Source organism: Collinsella sp. AM15-2, assembly GCF_003471985.1.
Lineage (GTDB): Bacteria > Actinomycetota > Coriobacteriia > Coriobacteriales > Coriobacteriaceae > Collinsella.
This window is the reverse complement of the sequence record NZ_QRKO01000001.1, coordinates 25527-41735: the sequence shown is the minus strand read 5'-3', so window position 1 is coordinate 41735 and position 16209 is coordinate 25527. Positions and strand designations below refer to the sequence as shown.

Sequence of the window (16209 nt, the reverse complement as noted above, 5' to 3'; positions counted from 1 at the left end):
GGTTGGTAAACCCGCGTAACCCTACAGCTGGCGCAGACCTTCCTCGAGGCCGGTCTTGCTGTCGGTCTTCTCGTCGCGCATCTTGATGACGCGGGCGGGGACACCGGCCACGACGGCGCCGGCGGGGACGTCCTCGACGCACACGGCGCCGGCGGCGACAACAGCGCCCTTGCCCACGCGCACGCCTTCCAGGACCACGGCGTTTGCGCCGATCATGACATCGTCCTCGATGATGACGGGCGTGGCGCTGGCGGGCTCCACAACGCCTGCCAGCACGGTGCCGGCGCCGATATGGCAGTTCTTGCCCACGGTGGCGCGGCCGCCCAGCACGGCGCCCATATCGATCATGGAACCCTCGCCGATAACGGAGCCGATGTTGATGATGGCACCCATCATGATGACGGCACGGTCGCCGATCTCGACGCGGTCGCGGATGATCGCGCCCGGCTCGATGCGGGCGTTGATGCCCTTAAGGTCGAGCATGGGCACGGCGGAGTTGCGGCAGTCGTTCTCTACGTCGTAGTAGTCGATAGAGTCGGCGTTGGCGTCGAGGATTGCCCTGAGCTCATCCCAGTCGCCAAAGACGGTCTTGCCGCGCCGCCCGCCGTAGACATGCGCGTCGCCCCAGGCAACCTTCATGCCGGGCTTCTCGCGCACGTACAGCTTGACGGGCGTCTTTTTGGGCGCGGTGGCGATGTAGTTGATAATCTCCTGTGCGTCCATCTCGGCTGCGTTGCTCATATGCTGTCTCTCCTTTGAGGGGGTATGGTTGATAACTAGTTAGGCGAACATGACCTGGTCGAAGGTGTAGAAGCCGGGTTCGCGGGTGATGAGCTTCTGCGCGGCTGCCAAGGCACCGTTGACGAAGATCTGACGGCTCGTGGCGCGGTGGGTGAGCGTGACCTCCTCGTCCTGGCCAAAGAAACTCACCTCGTGCACGCCGGCGACGGTGCCGCCGCGCAGCGAGTGCATGCCGATCTCCTTGGGGTCACGCGCGCCGCACATGCCCTCGCGGCCATAGACGGGGTGGTAGCCTGCCTCGGGCTCGGCCTCGACTACGGCGTCGAGCAGCAGCTTTGCGGTGCCGCTGGGGGCGTCGACCTTTTGGTTGTGGTGAGTCTCGACAATCTCGCAGTCAAAGCCGGGCAGCTCACGCGTGGCCTGGGCCACTAGATGACGCAGGGCTGCGATGCCGATGGAGTAATTGCCGGAGTGCATGACGCGGGCGTTCTGGCCCAGCTCACGCAGGCGGTCCATCTGCTCGGGAGTGTAGCCTGTGGTGCCCGAGACCAACGCCGCGCCCGTGCGCTCGACATAGGCGACGACGGCGTCAAAGGTCACGACGTTCGAGAAGTCGATAATCACATCGGCAGCCGGTGCGTTCTCGAGCTCGCTCAAATCGAAGCCAATCTGGGCCACAATGTCGAAAACGGGCTGTCCGGCGGTATCGACAATACCCTCGGCGGTAGTGCGGATGAGCGAGCCCATGCGGCCCGTTCCCATAATGACGGTCTTAATCAAGCAGACCAGCTCCCTTCAGAGCATCGGTAAGTGCGGCTTGCGTGTCGTCTGCCATGGGGCACAGCGGCATGCGGTAGTTTGCCTCGATCATGCCCATCTGGGCGAGCGCTTCCTTAACGGGGATGGGGTTGACCTCGCTAAAGAGGGCGTTGATGAGCGGTTGTGCGGCAATCTGGATATCGCGGGCGCGCGCTACGTCGCCGTCCAGATAAGCGCGGCACATGTCGTGCACGAGCTGCGGCTGTACGTCGGCCCACACGCTGATGGTACCCGAAGCGCCTAGGCTCATGAGCGGCACGGTGAGTGCATCCTCGCCCGAGTACATGCGGAAGTCATCGGACAGCAGGTGGGCGATCTTGGCCGCGTAGGCGACGTTGCCCGAGGCCTCCTTGATGCCGATGATGTTGGGGTGCGCGGCCAAGCGCTCTACGTTGCGCTCGCTGATACCGCAGCCACAGCGGCCGGGGATGTTGTACAGGATGCAGGGGATGTCCACGGCATCGGCGACGGTCTTAAAGTGCTGGTAGATGCCCTCTTCGTTAGACTTGTTGTAGTAGGGGGTAATGAGCAGCAGGCCGTCGGCGCCCAGGCCTTGGTAAGTGAGCGACTTGGTGAGCATGGTTTGCGTGGAGTTGGAGCCCGAGCCGGCGATGACGGGGACGCGTCCTGCAACATGCTTGACAACGGCGGCGACGACGGAGTTGTCTTCGTCATCGGTCATCGTGGCGCTCTCTCCGGTGGTGCCCAGGGTGAGGATGGCGTCAGTGCCATTTTGCAGGTGGAAATCGATAAGGCGCTCAAGCGCGTCAAAGTCGACACTGCCGTCCTTTTTAAACGGCGTGACAAGGGCGACGATTGAGCCCTCGAGATTGCGGATATCCATGTTCTTCTCCTTCGCTTCCGCGATCTGGACGCGTTTGTTCCATTGGGCGGTGACTGCTAGGCGCTCGTCCTGAGCGCGACGGCGGGCGGCATCGGCGCGCGATTTGGCCAGCAGCTCGCGGCCGCACGGCAGCACGTCGAGCGTGGCAAAGTAATCGCCCGGGCGCTCGGCGCGGCGGATGAGGTCTGCCGAGCCATCGGGGCGCAGCAGGACCTCGGCGGAGCGCAGACGGCCGTTGTAGTTGTAGCCCATGGAGTAGCCATGCGCGCCGGTGTCGTGAATCACGAGCAGGTCGCCCATGTCGATATGCGGCAGCTCGCGGTCGATGGCGAACTTATCGTTGTTCTCGCACAGATTGCCCGTGATGTCGTAGGTGTCCGTAGCGGGCGCTGTGGTCTTGTCGTCACCACCCGGTTGGCCCATCACCGTAATGTGGTGGTAGGCGCCATACATGGCGGGACGAATAAGGTCAACGGCACTGGCGTCCACGCCGATATAGTCCTTGTAGATCTGCTTCTCATGGATGGTCTTGGTGACCAGGCACCCATAGGGGCCCATCATAAAGCGGCCCATCTCGGTACAGATTGCCACATCGCCCATGCCGGCGGGAACCAGAATCTCGTCGTAGGCCGTGTGCACCCCTTCACCGATGGCGTGGATGTCGTTGGCCTGCTGCTCGGGCAGGTAGGGGATACCGACGCCGCCGGATAGGTTGATGAAGGCGACGTGTGCGCCGGTCTCGCGCTCCAGGCGCACGGCAAGCTCAAAGAGGATGCGCGCGAGCTTGGGGTAGTAGTCGTTGGTGACGGTGTTGCTGGCAAGGAATGCGTGGATGCCAAAGCGCTCGGCGCCCTTGGCCTTGAGCGTGCGGAAGGCCTCGAAGAGCTGCTCGGTGGTCATGCCGTACTTGGAGTCCCCCGGATTGTCCATGATGCCGTTGGAGAGCTGGAACAGGCCGCCTGGATTAAAACGGCAACTGACCGTCTTGGGGATTGGCCCCGCAACGTGCTCAAAGAACTCGATGTGGCTGATGTCGTCAAAGTTGACGATGGCACCCAGTTTGTCGGCGAGCTCAAAGTCGGCAGCCGGCGTATCGTTGGACGAGAACATGATGTCGTGTCCCGTGATACCCAGCGAGCGGGCGATCATGAGCTCGGTATAGCTCGAGCAATCGCAGCCGCAGCCGTATTCGTTGAGAATGGAGATGAGCGCCGGGTTGGGGTTGGCCTTGACGGCAAAGTATTCCTTAAAGCCCGGGTTCCATGCAAAGGCGTCGCGCACTTCTTGCATGTTGCGGCGGATGCCCGCCTCGTCGTATAGATGAAACGGCGTGGGGAACTGCTCGACGATATGCTCGAGCGTCTCCTTGTCCACAAACGGCTGCTTGGCCGCATATGCCTCGTTGGGGGTCAATGCCATGTCCCGTAAACCTCGCTATCCAGACGGCGCCATCTGCGCATCGAATCCGCATAGCGTGGACCCAATGTCCGGATAGCGCTCCCGCATTGCTGCAGACAGTCCTGTGGGTGTTTCCCACAGGCCCACCAGGTTGTTCGTGCCCGAAAAACCCAGTTCGGCGGGTTTCGCCTCCCCACGGGGTCAAAGCCTGCCGGCTCGCCCGCGGTTCTTCGTGCCCGCGCCTCTATCAAGTGGTAACGACCCTACCACGTTGCACTTTACCAAACAAGAGTATTCGTATATAACGTTTAAAAAATGCAGGGATATGCTGGAAATAAGGGTATGGCAATCTTGCGGCACAATAGATAGCAACCGGCGCACACCAATGAAAGGAACCTCTATGACCGAGCTCCAAGAACTCCGTCGCTATCGTCGCGACTTGCACAGGATCCCGGAGCTCGACTTCGATCTTCCGCAGACTATTGCCTATATCGAGGGCGTGTTGGCGTCGCTTGCCTGCGAGGTGACCCATCCGTGCCCCAGCTGCGTCTGCGCTTTCTTTGACGCTGGCGTTGGTGCCACGCATGCCACGGCGATTCGTGCGGATATGGATGCGCTGCCCATTGCCGAGGCGACGGGTGCGGCCTTCGCCTCGTCTCATCCCGGCAAGATGCACGCTTGCGGGCACGACGGACACATGGCCATGGCGCTCGCCGCCGCGACGTATGTCGACCGCACGATTCGCGAGCAGCCGGGTTCACTTAAACGCAACGTGCTTTTTGTGTTCCAGCCGGCCGAGGAAACGACCGGTGGTGCCAAGACGGTATGCGAGAGTGGTGTGTTCGAGCGCTATGGGGCCGACCGCATTTTTGGCTTCCATGTGTGGCCCGATCTGTCTGCCGGCACGCTGGCGAGTTGTTCTGGTCCGCTGCTGGCGCGTTCGAGCGAGACGCATATCCATATTCACGGTGCGAGTATCCATATTGCTAAGACTTATGGTGTGCCGGTTGAGGAGTCACACGATGCCGCGTTGGCGGCAGCGAAGTTTTTGGTTACCGAGCGCGAGCTGATGGACGAACTGGGCACCGACGAGCCCTGTATCGGCAAGTTTGGCCTGCTGCAGGCCGGTACCGTCTGCAACGCGGTGGCGGGGGAGGCCCATGTGGCCGGCAGCTTGCGTGTGTTTACGGACGGCATGTTCGACCGTGCACGCGAGGGTGTGCGCCGCGTGCTTGATGAGGCATGCACTGCAACGGGCTGCACGTACGATCTCGACTTTGCCGAGGGCTATCCGCCGGTCGACAACGATCCCGAGTTGTTTGATCGAATCGCGCCTGCTCTGCCCGAGTTACAGCTCGTGGACGAGCCGCTGCTGATTGCCGAGGATTTCGCGTTCTATCAACGCCATCTGCCGGGCGTATTTTTCCTGCTGGGCACGGGTATGCCAGAGGACCAAGACAACCCGAGTGATTCGGATGGCTGCCCCGCCTATGCCACAAGCGCTCTGCATACCGATAGCATGCTCTTCGACGAGGAAATCCTACTCAAAGGCCTCGATGTCTACAAACGATTGCTTTTGCTTGACTAAGGCGTGAAGGACTATTTGTTCTAGAAAATACGAACAAACGTACGATATAATAGAGATGTAAGTCTATAGAAACGTTTGACGTTACTAACGTAAGGCGATACTATGATTGCATCGTATAAAGATGAGGATACCGAACGCTTTGCCATGGGTGTGCGGGTCAGGAAGTTCGTGCCCTTTGAGCGTGTTGCGTTGAGGAAGATTCGCCAACTGCAGGTTTGTGCTTCGCTTGATGATCTTCGCGTTCCACCGGGCAACCGCCTGGAAGCTTTGAAGGGCGATCGTGCCGGGCAATATAGCATCCGTGTTAACGAGCGCTATCGGGTCTGTTTTGAGTGGAGACAGGAGATGGCTTGGAATGTCGAAATCGTCGATTATCACAAGTGATGAGACTTCGGCCGATTTGCTGTCGCCGGTGACTCCTGGTGAGCTTCTCAAAGAGGAGTTTCTTGTTCCCATGGGCATTTCTCAATATCGCCTTGCGAAAGAGACCGGGATTCCTGCTCAGCGTATCGGGCAGATTGTCTTGGGAAAACGTCGCGTGACGGCCGACACCGACCTCCGTCTTTGCCGTTATTTTGGCCTGACGGATGGTTATTGGCTGCGTGCTCAGGTGGCGTTTGACCTTGAGGCCGAGAAAAGGCGGATCGAACCGGAACTCGATAAGATCGTTCCTGTTCAGCGGGCCATCGCACTGTAGTGCTCAAAGATGATGGGGGCGACGATGAGGCGACGCCGACAGTCTGCCGTATATAGCCCGGGTGGATGCGGGTGTGGCTTGCTACTGCTCCCGGTTATTGCTGTGAGCATTGGCGTGATGTTTGCGCTTGCCGGGGTGGCAGCAGCGGCACTCGTGTTGCTGATTGTGGCCATTGGCGTGACGGTCTGGCTGTGCCGTTCTCGCGAGCAACGTCGTGCCGATGGTAAGACCAATGTTGGATGGACTATCTTTTTAGTCGTCGCCTACCTATTGAGCATCAGCTATTTAGTTTTCTTTATCCTGTTGCTTGTGAGCACCTTTACCGGGGAATCCGTCACGGTGGGTTGATGCGCTGCTAGCAGACGGTCACGCAAAGTGCGTTTGCTCGGCGTCTGGATAGCTGCATTGGCCGTTTACCGCAACCTTAGCTCTCAGCTAATGAATTCAAGTTCAATCCTTTCTACGATGTGCTGTGTGCCGGCGCGGTAGCCGGATCGTAGGAAGGATGAATAATGGCAAAAGAGGGAAAGAAGCCGATCGGCAAGATTGTCCTAGGCGTCATCGTGGTGCTGGTTATCGTCGGTGCCGTGGGCTCTATGGGTGGCAATTCAACCGATTCGTCTGCGAGCGATTCGGCAAAACCTGCCGAGGCGACACAGCAGGCTGAGGAGCAAAAAGAATCGCAAGAACCGTATACCATTGCTGACGAGGCTGAAGACACCTCCAGTCAGTTTGCCTATAAGATCACGGGCACGCTTACCAATAACACGGACAAGGAAAAGAGCTACATTCAGATTGAGTATGTTCTGTATGATGCCGATGGCAACCAGGTTGGAACGGCTCTTGCAAACACCAATCATCTGAAGGCGGGCGGCTCCTGGAAGTTCGAGGCGCTGGGTACGGTGTCTCCCGACCAGGTTGCTAGCTGGGAGCGTTCGGACGTAAGCGGTTTCTAGCATGTTGCATGCACTGGGGGAGGTGAAGTCGTATGCCCGATAAAAAGCTGACCGAGGAGCTGCTCAATGAGCTTCTCGATGCGCCGAACATCGATGGCTATATCAGGGAGCACGACTTTGCCGCCCCGTCGCTTTCGGACTACCTGAAGCAGCTGCTGCAGGAAAAGGGCTTGGAGCGCTCGCGCGTGGTTCGTATGGCCGATCTCAATGAGACCTTTGGCTATCAGATCTTTACCGGTGCGCGTCACCCGAGTCGCAATAAGGTGCTGCAGATTGCCTTTGCGATGGCGCTGACGCTCAAAGAGGCCAACCGTGCACTGACGGCTGCCGGGGTAAGCGTCCTCAACTGCAAGGATCGCCGTGATGCGATTATCATCTTTTGCATCGATCGCGGGTGCAGCCTCCAAAAGGTCAACGAGGAGCTGTATCGCTTTGGCGAGGAGACGGTGAGTTAGCGGCTGATATCTGAGCCGGCGGAGCTGCCGAACAACGATGCAAGCGAACGGGGCGCGGATGCCATGGGGTGTCTGCGCCCTGCGCTATGATGGAGGCTATGGATACTCAGACCACAACATATTCCGATGACGAGCTGACCGCAGCGCTTGCCGAACATCTGGCGTCGCTCGATCGCGACGACAGCTATCGCGTGGAGCGTGTACTTAAGCGCTCGTCCGTTGAAACAACCGAGCTCGTGTACTTTGAAGGAACCGGCGGTGGTTCGCTCGGCCCCTTTGTCCGTAAACGCATCGATGCTTCGGCTCAAATCGGCGGGGCATACGAGCGTCTATTTGCCGCCCAGCGGGCAGGCAGGCGTTTTGAGCACCTGCCCAGAATCGTCGATTGTCGTCGTGTGGGCGACGAGCTCAACGTGGTTATGGAATACATCGAAGGGGAGACGCTCGGGGTGCTGGTGGACCGTCTGGGAGCCACCCCCGATTATGCGCGTGAATTGTATCCTGCCCTATGCGATGCCGTGGGCGAGCTCCACGCCGGTTTTGCAATGGCGGGGGAGACGTCGGCGCCGGTGATCCATCGCGACCTCAAACCGTCGAATATCATCGTGACGGGTGCGAACTGTACGCTCGATGAGGGCCTGACGTTTTCGTCGCTGGTGATTATCGACTTGGGGATCGCGCGCGTATGGCGCGATGGCGCCGATGCCGACACCGTCAAGTTTGGCACGCGACCCTATGCGCCGCCCGAGCAGTATGGGTTTGGGCAGACGAGTGTGCGCAGCGACGTCTACGCACTTGGCGCCCTGTTGTTCTTCTGCTTGACGGGAGTCGACCCTAAACCAGGGCTCGACATGCGCGAGCAATGCGAGGCGCGTGGCATTCCCACTCCACTTGCCGATGCCGTCTGCATGTCGATGGCGCTCGACCCGGCCAAGCGTTTTGCGAGTGCGGAAGCGTTGGGACGGGCGACGCGCTCGGCATACGATCTGAGCCGCCCCGTGCGGCCTTCTACACCTGCGCCTGTCCGTACTCCGGCCTCGGAGACGGTGTTGACGCTCCAAGGGCTCCAGAACCCCGCAGGGCTTCCTAGGCCTGCCGCCTCCGCTGCATGCGGTCCGCTCTCTCGCGTTCCGGAGTCTCTGGGGCGCATTTGGAATACGCTTGTCTGCTTCTCCCTACTTGTGTTCTTTGCCGGAAGTCACTTTGCCGTCTTTCACCCCACGGGAGCAAACCAAAGCTACCCGACGTGGTTTCTCATAATCGAGTATTTTTTCTTTGTCGATGGCCTTATGGTGCTTATGCATTTTGCGCTGCTCGATAAGCGCCGTCTTCGTCGGCGATTCGCACTGCTCGACAGCTATCGCGGCAAGAAACTCGCGAAACTTTGGCTCAAGGCATTGGGTGTGCTGCTCCTATGCATGATCGTCATAGTCGCGGTTGCCAATGCGACCGGCGTCGTCGATACCTCCGCTACCTAAAAGAAAAGGGCCCCATTGGGGCCCTTTGCAGTTGCACCTAGATGCGGTTCATCTGAGCGGCGACTTTGTTGTACCAGTCCTGCCACGTGGGCGGGCAGTACTTTTTGGCCGCTGCCGGGGTAAGGGTGGAGCCGTAGTTGGCGCCCAGATAGGCAACGTGAGCGGAGATGCCCTCGCTCCAGCTGCCAAAGCTGCGCCAACCGCCGCCACGGGCACTCCAGCCCCAGGCGTTGTAAGAATTGGCGCAATAAGCACCCTTGGTGCTCTCGATGCAGGCGATGGCGGGGGACCAACGGGGGTCGACACCGGTATTCCAAGCGGCGACGGCAAAGTTATAGCCCTGGCCTGCCATGGGGGAGCCGGCGAGATAATTGTCGATGCGGCTCGTCCACTCATTAATGAACGAATCGTAATCGGAGCTACCGGTATTGGCGTTGTTCACCGTGGTGTCGATGGTGGTGTTGGTGTTGGTGGCCTGGCTGCTGGAATTGTTGCCGCTTACGCCCTCGCCCGAGATCTTCTCGGCGGCAGCGGCCTTATCGGCCTCAAGCTTGGCAAGCTCGGCGGCATTTTCCTGCTCGGCTTTTGCCTGCGCCTCGCTGCGGAGCTGCTGGGCCTGAGCCAACGCATCCTCGGCGTTTTTCTGCTCTGCCTCAAGCTGAGACTTGGCCTGCTGGAGCTCAGCCTTGTTCTGCTCGAGTTCGGTTTGCATGTTATTGAGCTGTTCGATCTCGTCGACGCTCGAGCTCGTGATCTGGTTGGTGTATTTGCAGGTCGTGATGAACTCACCCAGGCTCTGCGCGTTGACCAGGAAGCTCACGATGGGGTTGGTGCCCTTCTGATACTTGTACAGATCGCGCATGGCGGAGCTTGCCTTGGCCTGCTGCTCGGGAAGCTTGGCCTCGATTTCCTCGATGCTTGCTTCATTGGAGTCAATCTGCTTTTGCAGGTCATCGAGTTTGGTGCGGGCGTCGTTGTAGGCGCTCGTGGCGGCTTCGATCTTTTGCTGGGCTGCTGAAAGCTGGTCCTGCGTTGCCTGCGAGGCGGCATACGCCGCAACGGGGGAGAGCATCGGCGTGGCCGTCAGCGCAACGGCGAGCGCGGCGCTCGTGATGATACGAGCCGGCTTCGACGCAATGAGCGCTGCGGCGCGATGATTCGAATGCTGCATCCAGTCCCTCTGCAATCAATCGTAGGTTATGGTTCGAACGGTATTCTACTACTGCTTTCGACCTCAACTTGAACCTTAAAGGTTCCAAAGGGTCAAGTTGAACTTGACCCTTTGGCTTTGACCTGCAGTTATGATGAATTGTTGAGAAACCATAGAGTTCAACTTTAACGTTACGGAACCCTGTCGAGAGGGTTTTTGTTTATCAAAAGTCGCCTCATGTGGGGTTTTGCAACTACAGGGTCCCATCACGGCGAGGGCGGATTTCATGCTGGATAATTGCGCTGATTGCCATAGATACGGTGGAGCTTTGGGCACCGGCGGCTCGGCACGCTAGAATAAATCAGTTGCGCAAAGACCGCCCGTTGTGTGGGCAGTTCATGTTAGGAAGTTTCCATGGCATTGCAATTTACAGAGCGCGAGTTCATTCCCGTGCTGCTCGGTGGCGACATCAACGCCTATTCGGTGGCGCGCGCCTTCTACGAGGAGTACCAGGTCATGAGTCTGGTCTTTGGCAAGTATCAGACGGGTCCCGCGTACCGCAGCCAGATTATCGACTACACGCCCAACGTGGATATCGACACCATGCCCGTGATGCTCAAAACCGTCAACGGCATTGCCCAAGCGCATGCCGATAAGACGATTGTCCTTGTGGGCTGTGGCGATAACTATGTTGCCCTTGTGGCTCAGGCCAAGGATGCCCATGAGTTGGCGGATAACATCGTCGCGCCTTACGCTCCCTATAGCATGCTCGAGCAGTGCCAGAAGAAGGAGATCTTCTACGAGCTGTGCGAGAAGCATGGCGTGCCCTATCCGCATACCTTTACCTTCACCATGGCGATGCTGAATGCCCAGGGCGAGGCACCTGCCGAAGTGCTCGACCAGATCGATTTTCCTTACCCGATGATTCTGAAGCCTTCTGACGGCATCATGTGGTGGCAGCACGAGTTCGAGGGCCAGAAAAAGGCCTATGAGATTGCCGACCGCGCCGAGCTGGAACAGGTCATTCGCGACTCGTATGCCAGCGGCTACACCGACGACCTGATCTTGCAGGATCGCGTGCCCGGCAACGACGAGTACATGCGCGTGCTCACCAGCTATTCCGACCGCAACGGCAAGGTCCGCATGATGTGCCTGGGTCACGTGCTGCTCGAGGAGCATCAGCCCCATGGCGTCGGTAATCACGCCTGCATCATCACCGAGCCCAATGACGAGCTTATGGGTGGCGTGCGCAAGTTGCTCGAGGACCTTCACTTTGTGGGCTATTCCAACTTTGACGTTAAGTACGACGAGCGCGACGGCTCGTTTAAGTTCTTCGATTTCAACACGCGCCAGGGTCGCAGCAACTACTACGTCACCAACAGTGGCTTTAACGTTGCCAAGTATGTGGTGGACGAGTATGTGTTCAACCGCCCGTTTGAGCCGGAGTTTGTGACGGCGCAGGACGAGGCGCTGTGGATGGTCGTCCCCATGGGCGTCGTCGACAAATACGTCAAGGATCCCGAGCTGCGCGCTAAGGTGCATCGCCTGGACAAGGAAGGCAAGGGCGCCGACCCTTCGTTTATGAAGGGCGACTTTGTCTTTAACCGCTGGCTGCGCATGTGGCACACCAAGCTGCGCCACTTTAAGCTGTTCAAGACGTATTACAAGTAGATGAGTGCGGCGCCCGTCCGGTTTACATCGGGCGGGCGCGGGTATGATACGCGCAATTGCGCAAGCGTCACCAAGGAGGCGGCGATGGAAAAGCTGGGAGTTATCGGCGGCATGGGCGCCGAGGCCACGTCGTATTACTACGACCAGGTAGTGCGTCATACGGCTGCTGCCTGCGATCAGGATCATATCGACATGGTGGTGCTCTCCAAGTCGACCATGCCCGACCGCACGCTTGCCATTAAGACTGGCGATCACGCCAAGCTGCTGGCGACCATGAAAGAGTGTGCCCAGGCACTCGAGTCGCTGGGCTGTGCGCACATTGCCATTCCCTGCAACACGTCACACTACTTCTACGACCAGATCCAGTCGTTTACGAAGGTGCCGATTATCCACATGCCGCGTGAGTCGGTGCGCTATGCCCTTGCGGGTGCGGTGATGGGGGAGTGCGAGTTCGACCCCAACCTGAGCATGCCGGCCGAGCCGGTGCGCAAGATTGGCATCATGGGCACCGACGGAACCGTGGGCGCGGGCGTCTACGGCCGCGAATGCGAGGCTGCGGGTGTTGAGGTCGTCTATCCCAGCGAGAAACGTCAGAACGATGTGATGTCGCTTATCTACGATGATGTGAAAGCCGGACGTGAGCCCGATATGGATAAGTTCGACCGCGTGATGTGGGAGTTCGCCCGTAGCGGCTGCGACCGTGTCATTCTGGCCTGCACCGAGCTATCGGTGCTGCAGAAGTATCGAGAGATGCCCGAGATCACCCTCGATGCTATGGATGTCCTGGTGCGCGAATCCATCATCCGCAGCGGCGTCCCCTACCGCCTCTAGCTTCCGACCCGTCAAAAAGGGACAGGTTAATTTTGGTAGGTTTTATCTGGTGAAACAATAAAGGCCTCGGCTCGTTTGGTGCGAGCCGAGGCCTTTTGCGTTGGGCGGTTGCTGTCGGTGGCGAACTAGAACAGGAAGCCGATGGCGATGAGGGCGATGCTGACGATGAGTACGGCGATGTCCAGGCCCTTGATGGGGTAGCGCTTGTACGAGCTGGCGCGCGTGCGCAGATAGAAGCCGCGCTGTTCTGCCGCCAAGGCCGTGGCATCGGTCTTGCCCACGCTCGAGATGAGCAGTGGCACACACAGTGGCAACATGAGCTTAAGCTTCTTGATAGGGTTCTTGGTGTCGTACTCGACGCCGCGCGTGGTCTGCGCTTCCATGATGGCGTTCATCTCCTGACCAAACACCGGCACAAAGCGCAGCGCCGTGGTAAAGGTGAAGGCATAGCGATACGGTACGTGCAGCACCTCGACGCAGGCGTTGGCAAGGTCGTTGAGCTTGGTCACCATGAGCATGAGGATGAGCGGTAACGCCACACCCAGCAGGCGCAGACAGGCCTTCGATCCTGTGATGAGGCCCGTGTCGGTGATAAAGCCCCACACAACGTTGCCATCGCGCATAAAGGCCAGCTGGAGCACCAGCATGATAAGCGCGAGCGGAATCAGCAACTTGAGCAGCGAGAACAGACGGTCGACGACACCGGCATAGGCGCCCAGCGCAAGGGTGAGTGCCAAAAAGCCCAGCAGCGCCACGTAGGTGTCGGACAAGAAGATGCCGACGATGATGGCGGCGGCGAGGCCCAGTTTGACGACGGGGTTCAGGCGATGCAGCAGCGTATCGCCCGGCATGTAGTCGATGACGTTAACCACGGCGGACCATCTCCTTGGTAATGCGAACGACATCGGTGACCTCGCTCACCTGCGCAAAAGCGGGCGAGACGGAAGATGCCAGACGGCGCGAGAGTTCAATAACCTGGGGAGGCTCCACGTAGGCACGCCGCATGAGATCGATGTTCGAGAATAGCTCGTGCGTGCGGCCGCGGTCGAGGATGCGACCGTCGGCCATTACTACGATACGCTCGGCAAAGTCGGAAACAACTTCCATATCGTGGCAGACCATGATAACGGCGCAGCCGCGCTCGGCCATGGTGCGCACCGTTTCCATGACGGTCATGCACTCGCGGTAATCAAGGCCGCTCGTGGGCTCGTCGAGCACGACGATCTTGGGCTCAACAACTACGACGGAGGCAAGCGCCACCATTTGTCGCTGGCCGCGCGAAAGCGAGAAAGGTGCCTCATCGGCAGGCAGGCCAAAGCGGTCGATAACGAGTCGAGCGCGACGCAGAGCCTCGGCACGGTCGATGCCGGCAAGCTCCAGGCCAAAAGCGACCTCGTCGAGTACGGTATCCTTGCAGATCTGGCGGTCGGGGTTTTGGAAGAGGGTTGCGACTTCGCGGGCGATGCGGCTCGTGGGAACGGCTGCGGTATCCAGTCCCGTGACGCGCACGCTGCCCGAGGCGGGCTTAAGCAGGCCTGTGAGCAGCTTGGTGAGCGTGGTCTTGCCGGCACCGTTTTGGCCGACGATGCCCACGAGCTCGCCGGGATAGAGCGTCAGGTTGAGGTCGTGTACGGCGGCGCCGCCATTGGGATAGGCAAACTCAACATGGTCGAAGGTGAGTACGGGTTCGGCGTCCTTGGCATGAGGGCGCAACGACGGTGCATGCGGGGAGCCGGCGGGCGCCTGGGCTTCGCTGGCCGCGCGTGCGGGGTCGACGATGCCCGAAATCAGGCGCTCGGCCTCATCGACATCCAAGCAAGGGGTACCGCTTACCAGGCCATCGGCCTCGAGGCTATTGAAGATACGCGTGACGCGAGGGCAGTCGACGCCGATGGCACGGAGCTCGTCGGTATGCGCGAAGACCTCGTGTGGTTCGCCCTGCAGCGCGATTTCGCCATGGTTGAGCACGAGCACGCGGTTGCAGTACTCCGAGAGCAGGGCGACCTTTTGCTCAACGACGACGATGGTGATTCCAAGTGCGCGGTTTGCCTCACGCAGCGTCTCGAAGACCAGCGTGGAGCTGGCAGGGTCGAGTGCCGCGGTGGGCTCGTCGAGAACCAAGACGCGCGGACGCATGGCGAGGATGGCGGCGATGGCTACCTTTTGCTTCTGTCCGCCCGAGAGGGTGGCGATCTCGCGGTCGCGCAGGTCGCTGATGCCGACGGTCTCGAGCGTTTCGCTCACGCGCTGCTCGATCTGGTCATGGGGGACGCCAAAGTTCTCGAGGCCAAAGAGCATCTCGTCCTCGACGACCGAAGCGACCATCTGCGTGTCGATATCCTGCAGCACACTGCCGACGATTTGCGATACGTCGGTGAGCGAGGCTTCGCAGGTGTCGTGGCCGTCAACCATGACGGACCCAAAGAACGTGCCGGTGTAGTGGTGGGGCACGGCGCCCGACAGGCAGGCGGCAAGCGTGGACTTGCCGGCGCCCGAGGGCCCGATGATGCCGATGAAATCTCCCTTGTTCACGCCGAGTGAGATGTGGCTGAGCGCCTGCTCGGTCTGCGTGCCATAGGAGAACGAGACATCGTCGACGTTGATGATCGTTTCCATGGATACCTTTCATAGTCATTGGGGACGTTCTTACATGACTAGTCGTTTAAGAACGTCCCCAAGAGCTAGTTGTTTGGGACAGTCTTTGTTGGTGGAGTGCGGAGACGGCTTTACGAGGGGCCCCAGGTTGGCGCGAAAGAGGAGCGAAGCGTACTTGGGTACGCGAGCGACGAATGAACGCCAAGATGGGGTGGCTCGTAAAGCCGAGCGGGTTAATTGAGCCTAAGGGCCTTCTGGATGGGCAAGTAGAGGGCACCGACCAGAATGGCGTTAAAGACGGCGGTCATGGCGACGACGGGCAGCATGGCGGCGGCGAGCTCGCCAACCACGCCGAGCATGGCCATCTTGATGACCATGAAGATAACGCCGGAGACAAAGGTGGTCAGGAAGGTTGCGACAATGGCGATGGCGGGCTTGACCTGACCGTTCTTGCCGGCGCCGTTGACGATGCCGGCCATGAGCATGGCGGCGATGCCCTCGGCGGCAAAATCGATGAACGGCGAAGTGGTGGTGATCTGGATTACGGCAGCCGAGATGAGGCCAATGACGAGCGCCTGGCCGATGTTGGGGCGAACGACCAGGATGGTGAGGCAGAAGGCCGAGATGATGAACTCGGGGCTGATCATGCCGCCCGAGATGCCCGAGATTGCCTTGCCGACGGTGAAGTTGAGGATGAAGCCGGCGGCGAGCAGGATGGCGAGCAGGACGAGGGCGCGGACATCGAGTTTGCCGCGGTCGGCGGTCTGGACGGTGCGGGGCTGGGTGGCGGTGGTGTTCTGAGACATGGTGAAAATCCTTTCGGAAGGGGATTGCAAGAGAAAAGCGGAGGCGCGTGATGCGAATGCGATTGGGCTCGAGATAGAAAAAGGCCCCCGGTCGAAACCGGAGGCCTTCCAATCACCTAGAGCGCAAAAACAGGCGTGAGGGACTCACTGTCGACCGATCGTATTCGCATCACGCCACCA

General features: G+C 59.6%; 16 protein-coding genes and 1 riboswitch. Of the genes, 9 read left to right on the top strand and 7 right to left on the bottom strand.

Going from position 1 to position 16209, the window contains the following annotated elements; genetic code table 11:
* Positions 1-21 precede the first annotated feature (21 nt).
* From dapD to dapA, 3 genes are read right to left on the bottom strand one after another with little or no spacing between them, the layout of a single operon-like run.
* Positions 22-741 (bottom strand): 2,3,4,5-tetrahydropyridine-2,6-dicarboxylate N-acetyltransferase, encoded by a 720-nt coding sequence (dapD, locus tag DW171_RS00185; protein WP_118094523.1) that lies wholly within the window; start codon positions 739-741, stop codon positions 22-24.
* Between the two features lie 39 nt (positions 742-780).
* Complete coding sequence (gene dapB / locus DW171_RS00180) at positions 781-1521, bottom strand: 4-hydroxy-tetrahydrodipicolinate reductase (RefSeq protein ID WP_233503837.1); 741 nt, start codon at positions 1519-1521, stop codon at positions 781-783.
* Positions 1514-3823 carry a 4-hydroxy-tetrahydrodipicolinate synthase gene (gene dapA, locus DW171_RS10270; RefSeq protein WP_118270131.1) on the bottom strand — a complete coding sequence of 770 codons (2310 nt, stop codon included), beginning with the start codon at positions 3821-3823 and terminating at the stop codon, positions 1514-1516. The genes dapB and dapA overlap by 8 nt, the downstream gene beginning before the upstream one ends.
* Positions 3824-3888: 65 nt before the next feature.
* Positions 3889-4057, bottom strand: a riboswitch (Lysine riboswitch).
* A 145-nt stretch (positions 4058-4202) separates the two neighbouring features.
* On the opposite strand from dapA, the gene DW171_RS00170 reads away from it, so the two are divergent.
* The 7 genes from DW171_RS00170 to DW171_RS00140 all read left to right on the top strand — a co-directional run bounded on the left by DW171_RS00170 (position 4203) and on the right by DW171_RS00140 (position 8976).
* Positions 4203-5390, top strand: a complete 1188-nt coding sequence (locus DW171_RS00170; protein WP_117779278.1) for an N-acetyldiaminopimelate deacetylase — start codon at positions 4203-4205, stop codon at positions 5388-5390.
* A gap of 102 nt (positions 5391-5492) precedes the next feature.
* Positions 5493-5774 carry a type II toxin-antitoxin system RelE/ParE family toxin gene (locus tag DW171_RS00165; protein WP_117635415.1) on the top strand — a complete coding sequence of 94 codons (282 nt, stop codon included), beginning with the start codon at positions 5493-5495 and terminating at the stop codon, positions 5772-5774.
* Positions 5746-6087, top strand: coding sequence for a HigA family addiction module antitoxin (locus DW171_RS00160; RefSeq protein ID WP_117770129.1), 342 nt, complete (start codon positions 5746-5748; stop codon positions 6085-6087). Before DW171_RS00165 ends, DW171_RS00160 begins: the two co-directional genes overlap by 29 nt.
* A gap of 24 nt (positions 6088-6111) precedes the next feature.
* Complete coding sequence (locus DW171_RS00155; protein ID WP_147343550.1) at positions 6112-6435, top strand: hypothetical protein; 324 nt, start codon at positions 6112-6114, stop codon at positions 6433-6435.
* A 164-nt stretch (positions 6436-6599) separates the two neighbouring features.
* Positions 6600-7043 (top strand): FxLYD domain-containing protein, encoded by a 444-nt coding sequence (locus tag DW171_RS00150; RefSeq protein ID WP_117637493.1) that lies wholly within the window; start codon positions 6600-6602, stop codon positions 7041-7043.
* Positions 7044-7075: 32 nt separating this feature from the next.
* Complete coding sequence (locus DW171_RS00145) at positions 7076-7498, top strand: XRE family transcriptional regulator (RefSeq protein ID WP_117637494.1); 423 nt, start codon at positions 7076-7078, stop codon at positions 7496-7498.
* 98 nt (positions 7499-7596) lie between these two features.
* Positions 7597-8976 carry a protein kinase gene (locus tag DW171_RS00140; RefSeq protein WP_158549329.1) on the top strand — a complete coding sequence of 460 codons (1380 nt, stop codon included), beginning with the start codon at positions 7597-7599 and terminating at the stop codon, positions 8974-8976.
* Positions 8977-9013: 37 nt separating this feature from the next.
* On the opposite strand, the gene DW171_RS00135 is transcribed toward DW171_RS00140, so the two are convergent.
* Positions 9014-10147 (bottom strand): glucosaminidase domain-containing protein, encoded by a 1134-nt coding sequence (locus tag DW171_RS00135; protein ID WP_117776421.1) that lies wholly within the window; start codon positions 10145-10147, stop codon positions 9014-9016.
* Between the two features lie 393 nt (positions 10148-10540).
* Here DW171_RS00135 and DW171_RS00130 point away from each other — a divergent pair, with 393 nt between their 5' ends.
* Together DW171_RS00130 and DW171_RS00125 are read left to right on the top strand one after the other, a co-directional pair.
* On the top strand, positions 10541-11797 hold the full coding sequence (locus tag DW171_RS00130; protein ID WP_118270130.1) for an ATP-grasp domain-containing protein: 1257 nt from the start codon (positions 10541-10543) through the stop codon (positions 11795-11797).
* Between the two features lie 84 nt (positions 11798-11881).
* On the top strand, positions 11882-12628 hold the full coding sequence (locus DW171_RS00125) for an aspartate/glutamate racemase family protein (protein ID WP_233539053.1): 747 nt from the start codon (positions 11882-11884) through the stop codon (positions 12626-12628).
* A 125-nt stretch (positions 12629-12753) separates the two neighbouring features.
* Here DW171_RS00125 and DW171_RS00120 read toward each other — a convergent pair whose 3' ends face one another.
* The 3 genes from DW171_RS00120 to DW171_RS00110 form a co-directional block, all read right to left on the bottom strand.
* Positions 12754-13500, bottom strand: a complete 747-nt coding sequence (locus DW171_RS00120) for an energy-coupling factor transporter transmembrane protein EcfT (RefSeq protein ID WP_118270128.1) — start codon at positions 13498-13500, stop codon at positions 12754-12756.
* Positions 13493-15244 carry an ABC transporter ATP-binding protein gene (locus DW171_RS00115; protein WP_118270127.1) on the bottom strand — a complete coding sequence of 584 codons (1752 nt, stop codon included), beginning with the start codon at positions 15242-15244 and terminating at the stop codon, positions 13493-13495. The genes DW171_RS00120 and DW171_RS00115 overlap by 8 nt, the downstream gene beginning before the upstream one ends.
* Before the next feature lie 212 nt (positions 15245-15456).
* Complete coding sequence (locus tag DW171_RS00110; RefSeq protein WP_117803827.1) at positions 15457-16029, bottom strand: hypothetical protein; 573 nt, start codon at positions 16027-16029, stop codon at positions 15457-15459.
* Positions 16030-16209 lie beyond the last annotated feature (180 nt).

What these genes read in the sequence shown, in the direction of transcription:
- dapD (WP_118094523.1), bottom strand. Translation starts at nt 741, where the DNA reads ATGAGCAACGCAGCCGAGATGGACGCACAGGAGATTATCAACTACATC.
- dapA (WP_118270131.1), bottom strand. Translation starts at nt 3,823, where the DNA reads ATGGCATTGACCCCCAACGAGGCATATGCGGCCAAGCAGCCGTTTGTG.
- DW171_RS00170 (WP_117779278.1), top strand. Translation starts at nt 4,203, where the DNA reads ATGACCGAGCTCCAAGAACTCCGTCGCTATCGTCGCGACTTGCACAGG.
- DW171_RS00165 (WP_117635415.1), top strand. Translation starts at nt 5,493, where the DNA reads ATGATTGCATCGTATAAAGATGAGGATACCGAACGCTTTGCCATGGGT.
- DW171_RS00160 (WP_117770129.1), top strand. Translation starts at nt 5,746, where the DNA reads ATGTCGAAATCGTCGATTATCACAAGTGATGAGACTTCGGCCGATTTG.
- DW171_RS00155 (WP_147343550.1), top strand. Translation starts at nt 6,112, where the DNA reads ATGAGGCGACGCCGACAGTCTGCCGTATATAGCCCGGGTGGATGCGGG.
- DW171_RS00150 (WP_117637493.1), top strand. Translation starts at nt 6,600, where the DNA reads ATGGCAAAAGAGGGAAAGAAGCCGATCGGCAAGATTGTCCTAGGCGTC.
- DW171_RS00145 (WP_117637494.1), top strand. Translation starts at nt 7,076, where the DNA reads ATGCCCGATAAAAAGCTGACCGAGGAGCTGCTCAATGAGCTTCTCGAT.
- DW171_RS00140 (WP_158549329.1), top strand. Translation starts at nt 7,597, where the DNA reads ATGGATACTCAGACCACAACATATTCCGATGACGAGCTGACCGCAGCG.
- DW171_RS00135 (WP_117776421.1), bottom strand. Translation starts at nt 10,147, where the DNA reads ATGCAGCATTCGAATCATCGCGCCGCAGCGCTCATTGCGTCGAAGCCG.
- DW171_RS00130 (WP_118270130.1), top strand. Translation starts at nt 10,541, where the DNA reads ATGGCATTGCAATTTACAGAGCGCGAGTTCATTCCCGTGCTGCTCGGT.
- DW171_RS00125 (WP_233539053.1), top strand. Translation starts at nt 11,882, where the DNA reads ATGGAAAAGCTGGGAGTTATCGGCGGCATGGGCGCCGAGGCCACGTCG.
- DW171_RS00115 (WP_118270127.1), bottom strand. Translation starts at nt 15,244, where the DNA reads ATGGAAACGATCATCAACGTCGACGATGTCTCGTTCTCCTATGGCACG.
- DW171_RS00110 (WP_117803827.1), bottom strand. Translation starts at nt 16,029, where the DNA reads ATGTCTCAGAACACCACCGCCACCCAGCCCCGCACCGTCCAGACCGCC.